General features: G+C 41.3%; 15 protein-coding genes. 3 read left to right on the forward strand and 12 right to left on the reverse strand.

Going from position 1 to position 17,756, the window contains the following annotated elements; translation table 11 throughout:
• Positions 1–90 precede the first annotated feature (90 nt).
• The 6 genes from BV902_RS26315 to BV902_RS26340 form a co-directional block, all read right to left on the reverse strand.
• Complete coding sequence (locus BV902_RS26315; protein ID WP_075995001.1) at positions 91–1,347, reverse strand: YeiH family protein; 1,257 nt, start codon at positions 1,345–1,347, stop codon at positions 91–93.
• A 122-nt stretch (positions 1,348–1,469) separates the two neighbouring features.
• The gene (locus tag BV902_RS26320) at positions 1,470–3,248 is read right to left on the reverse strand and encodes an acyl-CoA dehydrogenase family protein (protein ID WP_075994425.1); all 1,779 of its coding nucleotides are present in this window, start codon (positions 3,246–3,248) and stop codon (positions 1,470–1,472) included.
• A 54-nt stretch (positions 3,249–3,302) separates the two neighbouring features.
• A complete protein-coding gene (locus tag BV902_RS26325) occupies positions 3,303–3,662 on the reverse strand; it encodes a four helix bundle protein (protein WP_075994426.1) in 360 nt (119 codons plus the stop codon).
• A 35-nt stretch (positions 3,663–3,697) separates the two neighbouring features.
• Complete coding sequence (locus tag BV902_RS26330; RefSeq protein WP_075994427.1) at positions 3,698–4,870, reverse strand: acetyl-CoA C-acyltransferase; 1,173 nt, start codon at positions 4,868–4,870, stop codon at positions 3,698–3,700.
• A 31-nt stretch (positions 4,871–4,901) separates the two neighbouring features.
• Complete coding sequence (locus tag BV902_RS26335) at positions 4,902–7,331, reverse strand: 3-hydroxyacyl-CoA dehydrogenase/enoyl-CoA hydratase family protein (protein ID WP_075994428.1); 2,430 nt, start codon at positions 7,329–7,331, stop codon at positions 4,902–4,904.
• Between the two features lie 40 nt (positions 7,332–7,371).
• Positions 7,372–7,812, reverse strand: coding sequence for a MarR family winged helix-turn-helix transcriptional regulator (locus BV902_RS26340; RefSeq protein WP_075995002.1), 441 nt, complete (start codon positions 7,810–7,812; stop codon positions 7,372–7,374).
• A gap of 276 nt (positions 7,813–8,088) precedes the next feature.
• Between BV902_RS26340 and BV902_RS26345 the strand changes: the two genes are divergently transcribed.
• Complete coding sequence (locus tag BV902_RS26345; RefSeq protein ID WP_075994429.1) at positions 8,089–9,051, forward strand: isopenicillin N synthase family dioxygenase; 963 nt, start codon at positions 8,089–8,091, stop codon at positions 9,049–9,051.
• A gap of 89 nt (positions 9,052–9,140) precedes the next feature.
• Here BV902_RS26345 and BV902_RS26350 read toward each other — a convergent pair whose 3' ends face one another.
• The 6 genes from BV902_RS26350 to BV902_RS26370 all read right to left on the reverse strand — a co-directional run bounded on the left by BV902_RS26350 (position 9,141) and on the right by BV902_RS26370 (position 13,915).
• Positions 9,141–9,896: a porin family protein gene (locus tag BV902_RS26350; protein ID WP_237241871.1), complete on the reverse strand. Its 756-nt coding sequence runs from the start codon at positions 9,894–9,896 to the stop codon at positions 9,141–9,143.
• A 5-nt stretch (positions 9,897–9,901) separates the two neighbouring features.
• Positions 9,902–11,098: a PCMD domain-containing protein gene (locus BV902_RS26355; RefSeq protein ID WP_075995003.1), complete on the reverse strand. Its 1,197-nt coding sequence runs from the start codon at positions 11,096–11,098 to the stop codon at positions 9,902–9,904.
• 144 nt (positions 11,099–11,242) lie between these two features.
• A complete protein-coding gene (locus BV902_RS26360; RefSeq protein WP_075994431.1) occupies positions 11,243–11,605 on the reverse strand; it encodes an MmcQ/YjbR family DNA-binding protein in 363 nt (120 codons plus the stop codon).
• A gap of 495 nt (positions 11,606–12,100) precedes the next feature.
• The gene (locus tag BV902_RS26365; protein WP_075993756.1) at positions 12,101–13,012 is read right to left on the reverse strand and encodes an IS3 family transposase; all 912 of its coding nucleotides are present in this window, start codon (positions 13,010–13,012) and stop codon (positions 12,101–12,103) included.
• On the reverse strand, positions 13,009–13,152 hold the full coding sequence (locus BV902_RS27505) for a hypothetical protein (RefSeq protein WP_157626251.1): 144 nt from the start codon (positions 13,150–13,152) through the stop codon (positions 13,009–13,011). The genes BV902_RS26365 and BV902_RS27505 overlap by 4 nt, the downstream gene beginning before the upstream one ends.
• Positions 13,153–13,360: 208 nt before the next feature.
• The gene (locus tag BV902_RS26370) at positions 13,361–13,915 is read right to left on the reverse strand and encodes a thioredoxin family protein (protein WP_075994432.1); all 555 of its coding nucleotides are present in this window, start codon (positions 13,913–13,915) and stop codon (positions 13,361–13,363) included.
• 228 nt (positions 13,916–14,143) lie between these two features.
• Here BV902_RS26370 and BV902_RS26380 point away from each other — a divergent pair, with 228 nt between their 5' ends.
• Entirely contained in the window at positions 14,144–16,831 is a 2,688-nt protein-coding gene (locus BV902_RS26380) for a TonB-dependent receptor (RefSeq protein ID WP_075994434.1), read from the forward strand.
• Complete coding sequence (locus BV902_RS26385) at positions 16,824–17,708, forward strand: GLPGLI family protein (protein WP_075994435.1); 885 nt, start codon at positions 16,824–16,826, stop codon at positions 17,706–17,708. The genes BV902_RS26380 and BV902_RS26385 overlap by 8 nt, the downstream gene beginning before the upstream one ends.
• Positions 17,709–17,756 lie beyond the last annotated feature (48 nt).

Here is a 17,756-nt window from a genome sequence, read left to right on the forward strand (position 1 = left end):
TGAAAAAGCATAAAAAAGGCCGTCCTAGTTAGACAGCCATCTTTACAGTCATATTTTAACGATCTATTTCACCTTGAAACACTTACCGTCTTAGCGAAATAGCACCAGTGCAATCAATAAGGTGATAATAACATTAAAAGTCTGGGCAATCAGAAAAGCATATAGCGGTTTCTTGTTATCTTGAGCAAAAAGATCCTTAAAGTTCGTTTCCAAACCAATGGATGTAAATGCCAGGGTAAACCAGAGGCCCTGTAAGTTTTTCAAACTTCCTTTGACGGCATCAATCTTCTCGGGAGATATCACGAATGAAAAGAGCAGCGATGCAAATACAAATCCCAACACAAACTTCGGGAAACGTTCCCATATAATTTTTAGCGTAGGCTTATCCCGCTTGGTTTCATCATCAACCGATTTCGCATAAGTCCAATAAATACTGATTGCAAAAGCAGCCAGCCCCAACAATACGTTTTGGGAAAATTTCACAATGGTACTGATTTTCAACGCTTCTTCTCCTACCAGGGAACCTGAAGCCACGACAGCACCAGTTGTATCAATACTCCCGCCGAGCCAAGCACCGGTAACTTCTTGCGACAAGCCCATCCACTCCGCCATATAAGGCATGAAAATCATCATTGGAATCGCTGTAATAAGGACCAACGAAATGACATAGGAAAGCTTTTTGCTATCACCTTTAATTGCTCCCGAAGTTGCTATCGCTGCGGAAACACCACAAATAGATACTGCACTCGACAGCATTAGGGACATCTCCTTATCAATCTTTAATTTTTTACAGATCCAGAAAGCAAAGTACCAAACAGACAATACGACAGCCAGTGCTTGAATAAGCCCCAAGGATCCCGCTTTGAGGATATCCCCGAAGATCACTGTAGTTCCGAGCAGAATTAGGCCTATCTTGACATACAGCTCGGTACTGAGCGCCTCTTTAAACCAATTAGGCAGTTTAAAGCAATTGCTGATGACTAAACCGATAATCAAACTAAAAATTACAGCTTCGAGATTGTATTCTTTAACCGTTGCATTCCCTGCCAGCACCAATGCAAATACGGTAAGGATAAATACAACAGGAAATACAACGAATAAATGTTTTACAGATTTCCCCAAAAGAAAGGCGCCCAATATCGCGGTAACGAATACAAAAATAAACTGCTCAAAAAGCTTCATTAAATTTGTCGGGTCGAAAACCGTTGCGACGAGTTCGGCGGAATTACTCCACGAAAAACTAGGTACTGGCGCAACAATTCCTGAGAGTGCGAGAAATATGGTAGCGATCCCCAAAATGACGACTACCCAGTCTTCTGTAAATGTAAATGATCTTGAAGATGTCATATAATGGTTAGGGTTTAAAAGGTTAAATTTAGCATAATTACAGTGACTTTCTAGGATTGTAACACAAAAATGGCCGAAGATTTCTCTCCGGCCATCAACCAAAACCAATAATCTATTATCAATCAAAAACAATATTTATTCTCATCTATCAATTTCTTTGCGATTCGCTGACGTGCATCTTTCACATTAAATGGCTGTGCTTTTGTGAATCTGCGCAAACCAACCAACATCATATTCAGTTCATCACCCTCACCAAAAGAATATAATGCTTCTTTACCGGCAGCGCTGATTTTATCAATAGCGCCATACAGATAGATCTTAGCCATATCTTTTGCATAGTCTGCTTTATCAGAACCTGTATGCAGCAATTTTTCTGCGCGCAACAAAACTGACTCGGTGATATAAACATACCCGATAATATCCGCAATATTCATGAGGATTTCCTCTTCTTTGGAAAGAGACATCATCAATTTTTGCACTGCTGCTCCCGCAATCAATAATCCTGCTTTTTTAAGGTTTGCCACAATTTTCTTTTCTGCAGCAAAAGGCGCATCGTCCTCTTCACCAAAATCCGGAATAGCTAAAAGCTCTTCGGCTACAGCTTGCGCAGGTTCCATCAGTTCCACTTCACCTTTCATGGCCCGTTTTAACAGCATGTCAACGACAAGCAATCGATTCACTTCATTCGTACCTTCAAAGATCCTGTTGATCCGTGAATCCCGATAAGCGCGTTCCATTGGCGCATCTGCGGAGTACCCCATTCCACCATAAATCTGGACTCCTTCGTCTACCACATAATCCAACATCTCCGAGCACCATACTTTGATGATAGCACACTCAATTGCAAACTGCTCCACCGACTTCAATTTTGCTTTTGCTTCATCCATCCCGCCGGCAATCAATGCCTCGTAGGCATCATCAATATTTTGACCGGCACGATACGATGCCGACTCCACAGCAAACAAACGTGTTGCCATCTCAGCCAGCTTATAACGAATGGCGCCAAATTTAGAAATCGGCAGATTAAACTGCACACGTTCATTGGCATACTGCACCGCATGGTTGATCACCATACGTGCCGAACCGATCGTGGCAGCGCCCAGTTTTATACGACCAATATTCAGGATATTTACAGCAATCTTAAATCCATTTTCACGATCAGAAAGCATATTCTCTACAGGAACGGCGCAATCGTTGAAAAAGATCTGACGTGTTGAAGATCCCTTGATACCCAATTTATGTTCTTCAGGATTCATCGTGATGCCACCAAAGTCTTTCTCGACAATAAATGCCGTCAGGTTTGTATCATCATCGATTTTTGCAAATACGATGAAGATATCTGCAAAACCACCGTTTGTAATCCACATTTTTTGCCCGTTGATCAAATAATGTGTCCCCTCGGCATTTAATTTTGCGGAAGTACGACCCGAATTTGCATCCGATCCAGCATTGGGTTCTGTCAAACAATACGACGCCTTCCATTCACCCGTAGCAAGCTTTGGAACATATTTTGCCTTTTGGGCATCATTACCATAATACAAAATAGGCAGCGTACCGATTCCCGTATGAGCAGACAATGCGACAGCAAAGGAAAACCCGCCACCTACCGCATCGGCAACAAGCATAGAAGTGTTGAAATTCTTGCCGAAACCACCATATTCTTCGGGAATAGAAACACCCAACATCCCCAGTTCACCGGCCTTATCCATCAAACTAGGCATAAGTCCTTCTTCTTGCGCATCGATACGGTCCAGCTTGTTCAATACTTCCGTATCCAAGAAGTCCAAGCAGGTCTGACGAATCATTTTGGCTTCTTCATCAAATTCTTCCGGAATAAAAACGGCTGTATAGGGAGTCTCTCTAATCACGAACTCTCCGCCTTTAATTGCTTTATTGTCCATTTTGTTTAAGATTAAGGAGCAAGGAATAAAGAGTAAAGATTGACTCTCAATACCCTATTGCTTTGCTTCTATTGTTTTTAAAAATGTTGTTATTCGTTTTTGCAGTGTAACCACTTGTTCAATTATTTTGACATTATGATCTGATGGAATGTATTCGAATCTCTCTGCAAGAACCAGTTGCGTTTCTATTTCAAAGCAGGATCCCAAAGATATTTTTAAGAAATGAGCAAATTCCTTATTTGAACTACGAGAAGATCCTTCCGCAATATTTGATGGAACGGAAACCGCACAACGTCGCAATTGACTGGTTAAACCAAATTTTTCATCAACAGGGAATAATCTGGTTGTTTCTAAAAGAATTTGAGCCAAATCCATTGCTCCTTTCCAAATTTCTAAATTCCTAAAATTATGCATCTTTTATCTTTGCTCCTTGTTCTTTACTCCTAAGATCAAAGTAACTCAAAAATACCAGCAGCTCCTTGACCAGTTCCGACACACATCGTCACCATGCCGTATTTTTTGCCTCTGCGTTTCAACTCGTTTAAGACTTGGACCGTCAATTTAGCTCCTGTACATCCAAGTGGATGCCCTAAAGCTATGGCACCGCCATTGACATTTACTTTCTCTTCGTCTAATCCAAGTTCACGAATTACGGCTAGCGATTGAGAGGCGAAAGCTTCATTCAGCTCAAAGAGATCAATATCTTCCTTTTTAAGACCGGCTCTTGCCAAAGCCTTGGGTATGGCATAGATAGGTCCGATACCCATAATGCGGGGTGGAACACCTGCTACAGCAAAACTAACGAGCTTTGCTATAGGTTTTACACCAAGCTCTTTCACTTTTGCTTCAGACATCACCAAGACAAATGCTGCCCCATCAGAAGTTTGTGAGGAATTCCCTGCTGTCACGGAACCATTCGCTGCAAAAACTGGTTTTAATTTCCCTAAAGCCTCCAGGGAAGTATCAGCTCGAGGACCTTCATCCGTATCAACGACATATTCACGCGTTGCAATCTTGCCGTCCTTCAAATAATTTTCTTTTACGGTGATAGGTACGATACCATCTTTCAAATGACCATTTTGAATAGCTGCAACTGCCTTTTGATTTGATTTAAGTGCAAAAGCATCCTGATCTTCACGTGAGACATTGTAATCTTTGGCTACAGCTTCGGCAGTCAATCCCATACCCCAATACCAATCGGGATGCTCTTTTGCTACGACAGGATTAGGCACAATTTTCCAACCTCCAAAGGGCATTCCGGACATCACCTCTACCCCACCGGCGATAATAACATCTGCCATGCCAGTCTTGATCTTTGCGACCGCTGTTGCAATAGTCTCCAAACCTGAAGCGCAGTACCGATTAACGGTTACTCCCGGGACCTTATCCGTATCCAATCCCATCAGTGAAATGAAACGAGCCATATTGAGTCCCTGCTCCGCTTCCGGCATCGCATTCCCAACGATGACATCGTCTATATCTTCTTTATTTAAATTTGGCACAGTGGATACAAGATGTTTAATAACATCCGTGGCTAAATCATCCGCCCGCATGAAGCGAAATACTCCCCGCGGCGCTTTGCCTACTGCTGTACGAAATCCTGCTACTATGTATGCTTCCATTATTTTTATTTTTTTTCGTGAGTAGTGATTTTTAGTTCCGTAAAGGCTTACCCTTGGTCAGCATAAATTGAATCCTTTCAAGCGTTTTGCGTTCGGCACAAAGCTCGAGGAAAGTTTTACGTTCAAGATCCAGTAGATACTGTTCCGACACTTCGGTCGGTGACGATAAATTTCCACCACACATCACCCAGCCCAGTTTTTCTGAGATCTTTCGATCATAATCAGAAATATAATTACCTTCACGCATTGATGAAGCCCCCACATACACGATCCCTAATCCTTGGTTTCCTAAAACCTTGATATCATTGCGTGGAGCAGGCTGAACATAACCCTCATCAGCCAATTCCAGTGCCTTTGCTTTGGCATCTGCCAAAAGGCGGGCACGGTTCATTGTAATTGCAAATTTATCTTTCTGCAAATAGCCGAGTTCATAGGCTTCATAAGCAGAAGTCGAAACTTTCGCCTGCCCAATGGTCAGGAATTTATCTTTCAAGGTGTTCTGAACAATCTGATCCTCCTTAAATTCCTCCGAGGCACGTAGTGTAAACTCTTTGGTTCCACCGCCGCCGGGAATAACACCGACGCCAAGTTCAACCAAGCCCATATAGGTTTCGGCGTGAGCCTGCACAAAATCAGCATGCATGGAGAATTCACAGCCCCCACCGAGGGTCATTTGAAATGGCGCAACGACTACAGGTATTGACGAATAGCGTAAGCGCATGGATGTATTTTGAAAGGCACGGACTGCCATATTCAATTCATCAAAATCCTGTTCTACGGCCATCATGAAAATCATTCCAATGTTGGCTCCAGCAGAAAAGTTTTTCCCATCATTGGACACCACTAAACCGCGATATTCCTTTTCAGCGAGATCAATAGCTTTATTCAAGCCCTGGATAACATCTCCGCCGATGGTATTCATCTTGGTATGAAATTCACAGTTAATGATACCATCACCAAGATCAATAATAGAAACCCCCGTATTTTTCCAGATTGTTTTACTTTCCCGAATATGATCCAATACGATCAGATCTTCCGTTCCGGGAATAGCTTTATAAGATTTGGTCGCAATATCATAATAGTGACGTACACCATTTTCAATTTTATAGAATGATTCACATCCCGCTTCCAACATCTCGTGTACCCAGGAAGCAACCTCCCCATCCTGACCTGGAAGTCGTTTTTCTTCGGCCTTAATTTTAGCTAAGGTCTCTCGGACACCTAGCGCATCCCACACTTCAAATGGTCCTAACTCCCAACCAAATCCAGCACGCATGGCATCATCAATGCGGAAGAAATCATCTGTAATTTCGGGAACACGACGGGACACATATTCAAACAACGGATAATGCATGGCACGGAAAAGTTCAGCGGCTTTATCGCTCCCTTGTTCATATACTTTCATCCGCTTGCGGATATCCTCCACAGGCTTGGTGGCTTCCAAAGTTGCTGATTTCACTTTTTGCTGTGAACCAAATTCCAGTGTTTTTAGATTTAGAGACAAAATCTCCGAATTACCATCGGCAGCTTTTACTTTTTCATAAAACCCTTTCTTGGTTTTCTCACCCAACCATTTATTCTCTACCATCTTACTGATGAATGTTGGAAGTTGAAAGACACCCTTGGCTTCATCTTCAGGCGCATTCTGTGCCAGCCCATTGGCAACATTCACCAGGGTATCAAGCCCTACAACATCAGCCGTACGAAAAGTTGCCGATTTGGGATGCCCCATTGCGGGACCGGTATATTTGTCGACCTCTTCCACTGTCAACCCAAGAGGTTCCACCAAATGAGTAACCGCCAACATCGAATAAACACCGATACGATTACCAATAAATGCAGGTGTATCTTTACATAATACAACCGATTTTCCAAGCATCTTATCGCCAAAATGAAGAATAAAGTCAACGACCTCGGGCTTCGTGTGCGGTGTAGGAATAACCTCCAATAAAGGAAGATAGCGTGGCGGATTGAAGAAGTGTGTACCGCAGAAATGATCTTTAAAATCTTCACTTCTGTCCGCTGTCATTAAATGAATAGGAATACCAGAAGTATTGGAAGTAATCAATGTTCCAGGTTTACGAAATTGCTCAACACGCTCAAAAACAGACTTTTTAACATCAAGTCGCTCAACAACAACCTCTATGATCCAGTCCACATGAGCAATGTCTTTTAGATTATCATCAAAATTACCTGTTTTGATACGTCTGACAAATGACTTGCTATAAATTGGCGAAGGGTTTGTTTTTAAAGCCGTTTCTAGGGAGCTGTTGACAATTCGGTCCCGAACAACCTTACTCTCCAGCGTGAGACCTTTGGCTTGTTCCGCCGGCAGCAGTTCACGTGGAACGATATCCAACAATAAAACCTCAACACCAATGTTAGCAAAATGACAAGCAATTCGCGAGCCCATAACACCCGAACCGAGAACCGCCACTTTTCTAATATTTCTGTTCATCATAACATATTTATTATGCACTTCTGTACATTTGGTTTAACTTCTAAACGATTACTTCTTCCTTGTAACTGGTTGCAAGCTCATTGAGTTTCGCTAAAGAAGCAATCAATTGATCACGTTCATTTTCTGAAAAATTATCCGCTAAGTATTGATTGAAATTACGCACCACATCCTTGGCAATTCTTCTTTTCTCCCGACCCAATTCAGTCAAGTATACTTTTACAGATCTCTTGTCGGTCTCACTCGTCTCACGGTATATAAATCCCAATGACTCCAAATTATTCAACACCCGAGACAAACTAGTTGTTTTAACTCCTGTCAAATTTGCAATCTGAGAAACAGGTGTACCCTCTTTATGAATGTTAATCAAAATATAACCTGCGGCCTGGGTAAAACCGTACTGCGAAGCAATTTGATTATATTTATTGGCAATTGTCTGCCAGCCTGTTTTTAAAAAATAGTCGATTGTCTGATTTTGGTTCATAAGCGTACTCACAAGCTATTTATTATGCTTGCATAACAAATATACCAGTTAGTAATCAGAATAACAAGATCCAAAATATAAATTTTGTCATATATTCGTCAGCATGACTGCGCTTCATATTTCTTAGCTGAATTTGCCAATAATAGAAAATGTGGAAAACTTTTAAGCACTGAAATACAACTAAATAAAACAAAACATAAAACTTTTATTAACAGCCCCTGTTTAATAATCAAAATTAATTCCGTTAACTTTGTCCTGAACAAACATCAACACCGTATGGCTTTAGTAAACATACCTCGCTTGGACTTGCTACATTATACTCAAGGAACCCAAGAACAACGAAATCAATTCATCCAAGATATTGGCAAGGCTTTTAACGAAACGGGCTTTGTAACGATTGCAAATCATGGCTTATCAAAAGAGCTGATTGAAGAATTATATCAGGTAGTTCCTGAGTTTTTTGGTTTGCCGACCGAGACGAAGGAAAAATATGAATTTCCAGAACTTGCAGGTCAACGTGGCTATACAGCAAAAGGAAGAGAAAAAGCGAAAGATGCGAAGACTCCTGATTTAAAGGAATTTTGGCAACGCGGTCAAACGATCGTTGGTGAAGAATACTCCAAAGCTGATTTTCCGGACAATCCTGAAGTGGCTGAAATACCTCGTTTTAATGGTGTGACAGCGGAGGTCTATAAAAAATTGGAAGATACAGGCCGGGACTTATTAAAAGCGATTGCTACCTACCTTGATCTGGAAGAAGATTACTTTGAAAAATATGTTATCAATGGTAATTCTATTCTACGTGCAATACACTATTTTCCAATCAGCGATCCTGACGCTTTAGCTCCTGATGCAGTACGTGCAGGAGCACACGAAGATATTAACCTCATCACCTTATTGATTGGTGCCAGTGCAGATGGACTTGAAGTATTGACAAAAGACGGAGAATGGTTCCCTATCAAAGCCAAAGGTGAAGATATTGTCATCAATGTGGGGGATATGCTGCAACGGTTAACAAACAATAAGTTGAAATCGACTACGCATCGTGTTGTAAACCCGCCGCGTGAAAAAATGGGCACTTCCCGTTTTTCTATTCCATTCTTTTTACATCCAAAATCCACCATGAGTCTGGCTTCATTGGATTCCTGCATCGATGCGGAACACCCAAAGGTCTACGAAGATTATACCGCTGGTCAGTACCTGGATGAACGTTTGAGAGAAATCGGATTAAAAATGTAAAACTCCGCATCATTTAAATGAACATAACAACATATAAAAAAGAAATGGCCGATCCTGAGATCGGCCATTTCTTTTTATAGCTCGCTAAACTATTTCAATTTATATCCTATACCGACATTCATAAAGATATTATGCAGTCCAAAACTAATACTTTCAAATCCGGTTTTCATAATATTATTGAAGCCATAATCCAACTGTGCCAACGCAAAAAATCTTTTGTCGATAGCATAATGGGCTCCCAAACTCATACCAACATCAATACTCCTAACACTTTCCGAGAAATCATAATCGGCATTATCCACAACAATTTTATTTCCAGTAGGTTCTTCATGTCTAAGATAGCCATTGTAAGCCTCGCCATAGAATTCCTTTTTTACCGCAAAAGAAATATAAGGTCCTGCCTGCACATTCCAACGATTTGAAAGCTGATAAGTCGCTTGAATCGGCACAGACAGATACAGATTATGCACTTTGGTTGTAATATCACCCGTATAATAACCTCTCAGCTCCTCTTTTGCATCATTCACAGCATTGAATGTCGTCTTGTATCCTTTAACAGTCGCTTTCGTATCCATTCCCTTTCCTTCGAAGACGAGACCCAAAGATACTCCCCATTTGGGATCAATACGATAGTTTGCCCTTGCTCCGACAAAAAAGGGAACATTCGGATTATAGCTTTTAATTTTTCGGATTTCACGTGGCAGTGAAAGCGGTGCGGCTCCGCCGATCTTACCGCCAACCATCACATCAAAACCTAATTTACTTTCACCCGATGTATTTTCCTGCGCATTTGCAACAGACCCTATCAAAACCATCGCAGCCACTGCGATTGTATATTTTATCATTTTCATTATTTCTTCGTTACAATTTTGAGATCATCCACCGTTAACTTACTACCGACAGCACCAATAAAATTATCACCATATTTACTCGAAGACATCACAATAGCAATGCTATAATCCAAATTGGCAACGTCAGCATCATTTACTTTCGCCGTGTACTTAAATGGCAATGTAAACTTGACAAAACCATTGGTCGCTGTTGCGCCACCATTTTCCAGCCTGGCTATAGCCACTATACTTGGATCTTTCAAAATATTATGTCCGGTCAAATAGGAAACTTTCTTCTTCGGATCAGGCTCCGAATCCATCAGCTGCTTGCGATTATAAAAAACCGCATAGATATCACAGGAATCTTTGGTATTGACCGGCTTCATGTTTTCGTCCGTCACCGTCGCGCCAGGACTATATTTATAGTAACCTTCCAAAACCAACGGTATCTGATTGAAAGGAAGACCAAACTGCGTTGCCGAAAGTGGATCTGTCAATACAGGTCCCGTATCAAACGCTCCTATAAAAAGATTTCCCGCAGCAATAGGTTTCTTGAACATCGCCCCAAAAGCACCGGTCAACTTCGTTTCCAATAAAGCCGCTTTCGATCCTGAATGTGCATCCGAACTCGTTTTAGTAGGATATGACTCGGGCTCCTTTGTACCTCCTCCCAAGCTCAATGTCAAGGAGAAACTTGGATTTCCGGAAGCCCAATTATAGAAATCCTGGCCATCAATTTTATTGTAAAATATGGTGTATTTATCATCTTTATCGATCGCCGTATCTTCAAAGCCATATTCTGTTGGAACAAATCCACCATCTGTTTTCACAATTTTAATCAGGTAGTTCTTTGTAAACTGATGATCTTCGGACGTAACTTTATAATATACGCCGTTTTTTAGCAATTCATCAACAATTACTTTATTCATATCCTGAGTTCCGACCGGCATTTTCAAAGAATCCTTCAAAAGCTCAATCGAGGCACCAGGAGTCAGGTCAAAAGTCATATTCAACTTGGTAAGATCATGAATATTGGGCTGAAGATAAAGTGTAACTTGCGTATTTGAGATGACCGGGTTCAGCAAGAAGACATCTTCATCGGCATGAACACCGACAATATCCGCTTCCATATTTAGCGCTTCTTCCTTTATACAACTTCCCAAACTGAAAAGAAGCATAAAACAGATTACCCACGAGTAATTTCGTGTTCGTTTCATAAAAATAATATTTAGTGTAAATTTAATGATCGATGTTATTGAGCGATACATCGAGTTAGCAAAGCTACCATTCCTCGCTCCAAAAACAGCCCTTTTAATACCTTTTATGCACCAAGCAACTAATTCTTTACACGTAAACCACACTTAGCGCCCACTTATTTCTTGTCTAATCTTCACAGGCAGGCTTTCGACAATAAGTTGATAGCTATGCAAAATTAACTCTTCAAGCTTTCTATCATCAAGTTCCCGATTAGCAATAATGGTATTCCAATGCTTTTTATTCATATGATACCCCGGAAGCACTGTGTGTTCATGCCTTTCACGCAGTTCGATTGCCCACTCCGGATTACACTTCACATTAAACCGAAGCTCATCAACCTGATCCAGTCCCACCAATAAAAAAATCTTGCCACCTACCTTAAATACCAGTGTATCCGGACCAAATGGCGTCTCCTCCATAACTGGCCCAATAGACAAACAATATTCTCTCAGATCTTCAATGTTCATATTTTTTTGTTTTAGTTATCCTTTAAGTTAATCTGAATGCCCTTCATAAAATGGACAATAATTCATATAAAGCTAACAAAAACAGCGGATCGTTTTCCTTAAAATCTTTTAATCTTTAGCAAAGACGATATTAAACCTATTGGCAATAAAGCGATATGGATACTGAGAAAAACAAATGCGGAACAAACTGGACTTAGACAATGAAAAGTATAGGACAACTTCGGTCTTTATAGGAATTATCGACGGATATGAAGCGGTACTCATTCGGAGCTTCTTCGGTTACAAGCCGAAGAAGCTCCGAATGAGTACCGAACAAGTACCGAGGAAGCACCGAACAAACAGCGTTAAAAGGCAGAATGTCTTATACTGAAATAGGTTTACATTTACCGAACAGATTACTATATAGATTTTACATCCTATTTTTTCTACTGGATTTGGTTGTCATTGTCCGTTTTCTGACTGTTATCGGTTGTCCTTTCCCTAACCACAGTTTCCCTAGTTTTGCTGCGGAACTTTTTTTGACTCAGCGTTACGTCTTTGAAACATTTTGGGAACTTTTTGGTTCTGCAATTGCTGATGTGCCTGCTGGGGAGACATCATATTGCAGGACATATGTGGCCTAAAATGATTGTATATATTGACTGCCTTGACCAGCTGTGCAAGTGCCGTTTTGTAGTCTGGAAAGGTCTCAGCCATGCGATATTCGCTTTTTAGGATGCCATTTAGCCTTTCTGCCACGGCATTGTCGTACGGGCTTCCGGATTGTGTCATGCTTATTGTAATCCTATTTTCCTGCAATATAGTGACATAATTTGTACTGCAATACTGGATGCCGCGATCGGAGTGGTGGGTCAGATCGCTCTGTGGATACATTCTATGTGATATTGCCATCCTGAGCGCTGATATACAGGCCTGTGCTGTTGGCCTGTGCGTAAGTTTGTAGCCCACGATCTTTCGGGAATAGGCATCTGTGACCAGGCACAGGTAGATCCATTTGTCCCGGATGCGGATGTAGGTGATGTCACTTACCCATATCTGCTCGGGACGCAGGGCCTGCCTGCGCTGCACAAGGTCGGGCCACTTTTTGAAACGGTGGTCGGACTGGGTGGTGATGGCATACCTGCGTTTGCATTTGACCAAAAGGTCATTTTCGCGCAACAGTCTGAAGAAAGCGTCCCTTCCCAGTCCAACCATCGCACTACCCATTTCTTTGACCAATATGCTGCGGAGTTTAAGGGTACCCATGCGATGGGAGTCCTTCCGAATTTCACGTACCCGCGCCAGCACAAGCCCGCTGCGAACGGAGTATTCCTGTTCTCTGCCCATATATTTATAGTAGGATTGCCTTGTTCTGCCAAATAGTCCACAAAGTCTGGAGACCGAAACATTCTGGTAACACGACTTCATTTCTTGGACGATTTGGCCCCAGACTTTTTTACAAAATCAGCCCCATGGAGCTCCTCCGCTTTTTTGATCAACATCTCCAGGGCAGTAATTTTGAGGTTCGCCTGGAAGAGTTCATCCCTGAGATCCTGCTCATTTTTCACCCCAGTGTCTTCTGGCTCAACAGTCTGGGAAACTTCCAGCTCTATATTATACTGAAATAGGCTTACATATACCGAAGTTAAACGCGGATTGTTACAGCGAATTCTTTCACTTTTTCAAACCATGCTCAGGAAAGACCAGGTCTACACCTGAGATGATTATCCGGTTAAACTTAAAAATTGCCAGTCTTTTATAAAGATGAATTTTTTCTTATTTGTCTAGCAAGGCCTGGATTTCCTTTTGGATTTCGGTTCCTTTATCGGCATTGTACCACTTTTGAATCTCCTCTTTGATTTCGGAGAAATCTGCCCCTTGCGCTTTCATATTCAAAAACAGCTCCTGGCAGGCTTGAGGTCTTGGGCCCCAGACAACCAAATCCTGCCCCTGTTCATTACGTATCACTAGAATTGGAATAGATTTACCTCCGTTGGTTAAATAAGAATCGATCAGAAACGGAGCGCTGTCACGCAGTTGGATATCCACCGTGATATTGGAATTTTTTGAGGCCATCTTCGCCAACATAGGCACCGAATGCGCTGCATCCCCGCACCAAGGTTCAGTAATAATGATCCATTGTTGCTTTTCAGTAATTGACTCCACAAATTGTTCAAAAGTCGACGTTGGTTCAAAGCGTTTTAACCAACGGCCCATTCTTGTCCAGTTCATTTTTGTGTACTGATAATATTCATCATCTTGATAGGTAGGGTGATTCTCAGGATGATTTAAGATATCTTCGAATTGTTGTAAGTAATTTTCAAACGTCATAATACCAATTTTGTGCAAAGGTAAATTTTACTTCCAACTTTCTCAAACAACCTTCCGCCAACAATCTGTATTGAATGCAATAAAAAAAAATGATGCTCAAAAAGTACATGTATAGCAAGAAAAAATATGATTTCCTCTACATTATATACCAAAGATTTTACATTCAGAAGAGATGTTTTACATTTATTAACGATTAAGTAAATTATCTTTGAAAGATACAACCCGTACATGAAAAGATTAGTTCAATTAATACTTTTACTATTTATCGTCATCAACAGTGCTTACTCCCAAATAAACATCAAGGGGAGGATTCTAGACAAGGCGGATGACAAGCCCCTGACCAATGCTTCCATTATTTTACTGAACCGAGATTCAGTCCTCCGTTATTTTAACCGAGCCAATGAAGAGGGAAAATTCCAGGTCAAAAATATCAAACCCGGGAGCTATATTATTTTGGCCACGTACCCCAAGTTTGAACTATATAGTGATACGATCCAAATTGCAGACAAAGATCTCGATCTGCATGATATCAAAATAAATTCCCAAAGAAATGTTTTGCAGGAGGTGATTGTCACCCGACGTCTTCCAATTACACTGAAAGGCGACACCATCGAATATGATGCGGCGAGTTTTGCAACAGAAAAAAATGCGAAATTAGAAGATTTACTACGCCGTCTACCCGGTTTTACGGTTACGGGAGATGGAAGTATCACTGCTCAAGGGAAATCAGTACAGAAGGTTTTTATTGATGGGGAAGAATTTTTTGGTTATGATCCTAAAATAGCCATTCGAAATGTACGGGCAGATGCCGTTGACAAGGTACAGCTCTATGAGAAAAAATCGGAGGAGGCGGAGCTGTCGGGCATCGATGACGGAGTAAGGATCCAAACTGTTAACGTAGTACTGAAGGAAAAAGCAAGAAAGGGTGTCTTTGGAAACATGGAAGCATTGGCTGGATCAAAAGAATTGTATGCGGGAAATCTCTTTGCGGCCAAATTTAATAAGACCGAGCGGATTGGCATCACCGCGAGTCACAACAACATGGGCAGTTCAAGCGGTCGTGAAGGCTCTCTACGCATGAACAACCAAATTACGGGCGCACCACTGAACACCAACCTTGGTGCCAATTATGAAAATCAGTTCTTCAAAAAAGCCCTAAAAGTCAATGCCAACTATGGTTACGACAACAACAGCAACAGGAATCACTCGGAGACTTACAATAAGAATGTACTGCCAGACGAGTCCATTCAGGAAAAAAACAGCAAAAACGATAATGAAAGGCATAGTCGAAGCCATGGTTTAAGGTCAAACCTTAACATGCGACTGGATTCCACGCAAACTATGGAACTTCAATCCAATGCCAATTGGGCCAACAACGCTAATCTAACCTATACAGACAGCAAAACGGGCGACGGATCAGGTAATCCGATCAGCGACTTTAGGGAGAACAATCAATCCAATTCTTCAAGCTCCAGCAATAATTTTCGGTTAAATTATAGAAAACGGTTAAAAGCGGGTCGTTCTGTCAACCTGATGGTCGGGAATAACCACAAAGAGTCAAATTCAGACAGCAAAGTCTATTCGCGAACCTATTTCTACAAAACAGGAGATAGCACAATTATTGACCAAGACCGGCACGGACGGAATAGCGGAAATGACTTCAACTCGTCAATTAACTTCAATAACCGAATCAGTGACTATATCAATCTAGCTTTAGGTTATAGCTTCAATCATTCGAAGAATACAAATACCCAAAATTCGATAGACAATATTACCCAAAAGTTTGATTCCCTTTATTCCCAAAACCAGATTGACAATAACACCAATCAGGGCGTTAATGTGAATTTTTCCTATCGCAGGGAAAAGTTGGAGATCAATTTTTCAAACCGTACGTTCTATAAGAATCAGAAGTTAAATGATAGTTATAGGTCAATCGATCTCGCCCGGAATTTTTGGGACAACAATTTAAATGTTGATGCGAATTATCGTCTTTCAAATAGCAAAAATATACGTTTAGCTTATCAAAGTTCGAATATCATTCCATCCTTTGATCAGTTACAACCGCTGCAACCTCAGACCAACCCTTTGTTTCAACAAGTTGGTAATCCTGACCTAAAACGTGCGGTGAACAATAATATTTCGGCCAATTATAATGCTTTCAGTTTATTGAAAGGAACCAATATTAATATCAACGGAAACTTATCTTTCGTAAATAATCCGATTGTCAACAAAACAACCATACTGGACAACTCTGCCCAGATCAGTACTTATGAAAATCTATCTGGCAAATCCAACTGGAATGGCGGTCTGAATATCAACCATATGCAACCTTTGGCCAATCGACGTATCAATTTTAACAAAAGTGCAAATGTTAGATTTAACAACAGCTATAGCTACACCAAATTTGAAGGCGGACAATCCGGCGGCGAGTTTCTGCTGAACAATGCAAAGAATACCAACTTTAGCCTAGGTTCAAGCTTAAATGAACAAGACTCAGAAGGGTTCGATTTCGACCTATCTGCAAACGCCGGCTTTAATATCCAGCAAAACTCGATCAACACACAATACAACGCAACAAGTTTTCAAGGTGGGACCTCGGCCTATGTCAAATACTTTCTACCGAAGAAGTTTAATATCATGGCCAACATTTTCTATAGCTACACAGGACCTACGAAACTCTATAAGAAATCAATCAATCAATTTTATACCAATATCGAATTGGAGAAAAAAGTACTGAAAGATGAGAGCATGACACTCAGCGTAAAGGCCTTTGACCTTTTCAACACCTTCAACAACACACGCCGTAATGCGAGTGACACCAACTATTCCGAATCTGTTCAACAGGTATTGACGCAGTATTTTTTGGTCGGTGTAAAATGGGATTTCAACAAATATCTGGGGAAAGGAAATGATTAAAAAGATATATTTAACACTAATCATCTGCTGCTTGTATGGTTTAACCCTTCAGGCACAATACGCCTATTTTGGAAGTAGGGGTACCATTAGTTTTGACAAAGTTACCTACACAAAAGCACGCATACGGCAGATGTCCAACGACATGAACTCGAAAGGAATGGACAGGGGTATGGGAATGATGGAATATCTCGACAAGGTACCGGATTCACATACAGAAAAATTAAACTTCTACTTTGATGAGAATTCTACCCTGTTGATGCCCGAGGAAAGCGAGGGTACCGAAAAGCAACGTGCTGAAGTAAAAATGGCTGCACCTACGATAAGTTCGGCAAATGGCAGAAGGGGCAGATCTCAGGGTGCGGCCCGAAGCGGAGGAAACCAAAGGGGGCAGTTTAGAGCTGGCGCCAACAAGAATGGCAAGGTCCTCTACCAGGATCTGAAAGCTGGTACAGCAGACATCCAGCTTGATATCGACGAAAAATACATTCTTTCGGAAACATTGGACAGCATTACTTGGCGTTTCACCGAAGAGTTCCGCAATATTGCCGGTGTAAATTGCCGCAGAGTCAACGGTGCCACCAAAGACTCACTTTATCTGATTGCCTACTATTCGGAAGAAATCCCAGTATCGGCAGGACCAGCCTTGAGCCATGGCCTTCCGGGAATGATATTGGGTCTTGTCATCCCAGAAATGCACATTCAATATTGGGCTACAAATATCGCCTATACCAATAAACTTGTTCCTCCTGATTGGCGGGATAAGAAATCAAAAAAAATGAAACTTGCCGAATTCTCGGAAATCTTTGGCAGATATATGCCACGTAATCGTCAAAACGAGTCAGCAAAAAAAAGGATATTAGAGCAACTGGTGTATTGAAAATGTCAGTTTGGCAGTGCCTAAAGACAAATTGATGACAAATAGTGT

The sequence above is a fragment of the Sphingobacterium sp. B29 genome (assembly GCF_001952815.1).
In the GTDB taxonomy this organism is placed as follows: Bacteria; Bacteroidota; Bacteroidia; order Sphingobacteriales; family Sphingobacteriaceae; genus Sphingobacterium; species Sphingobacterium siyangense.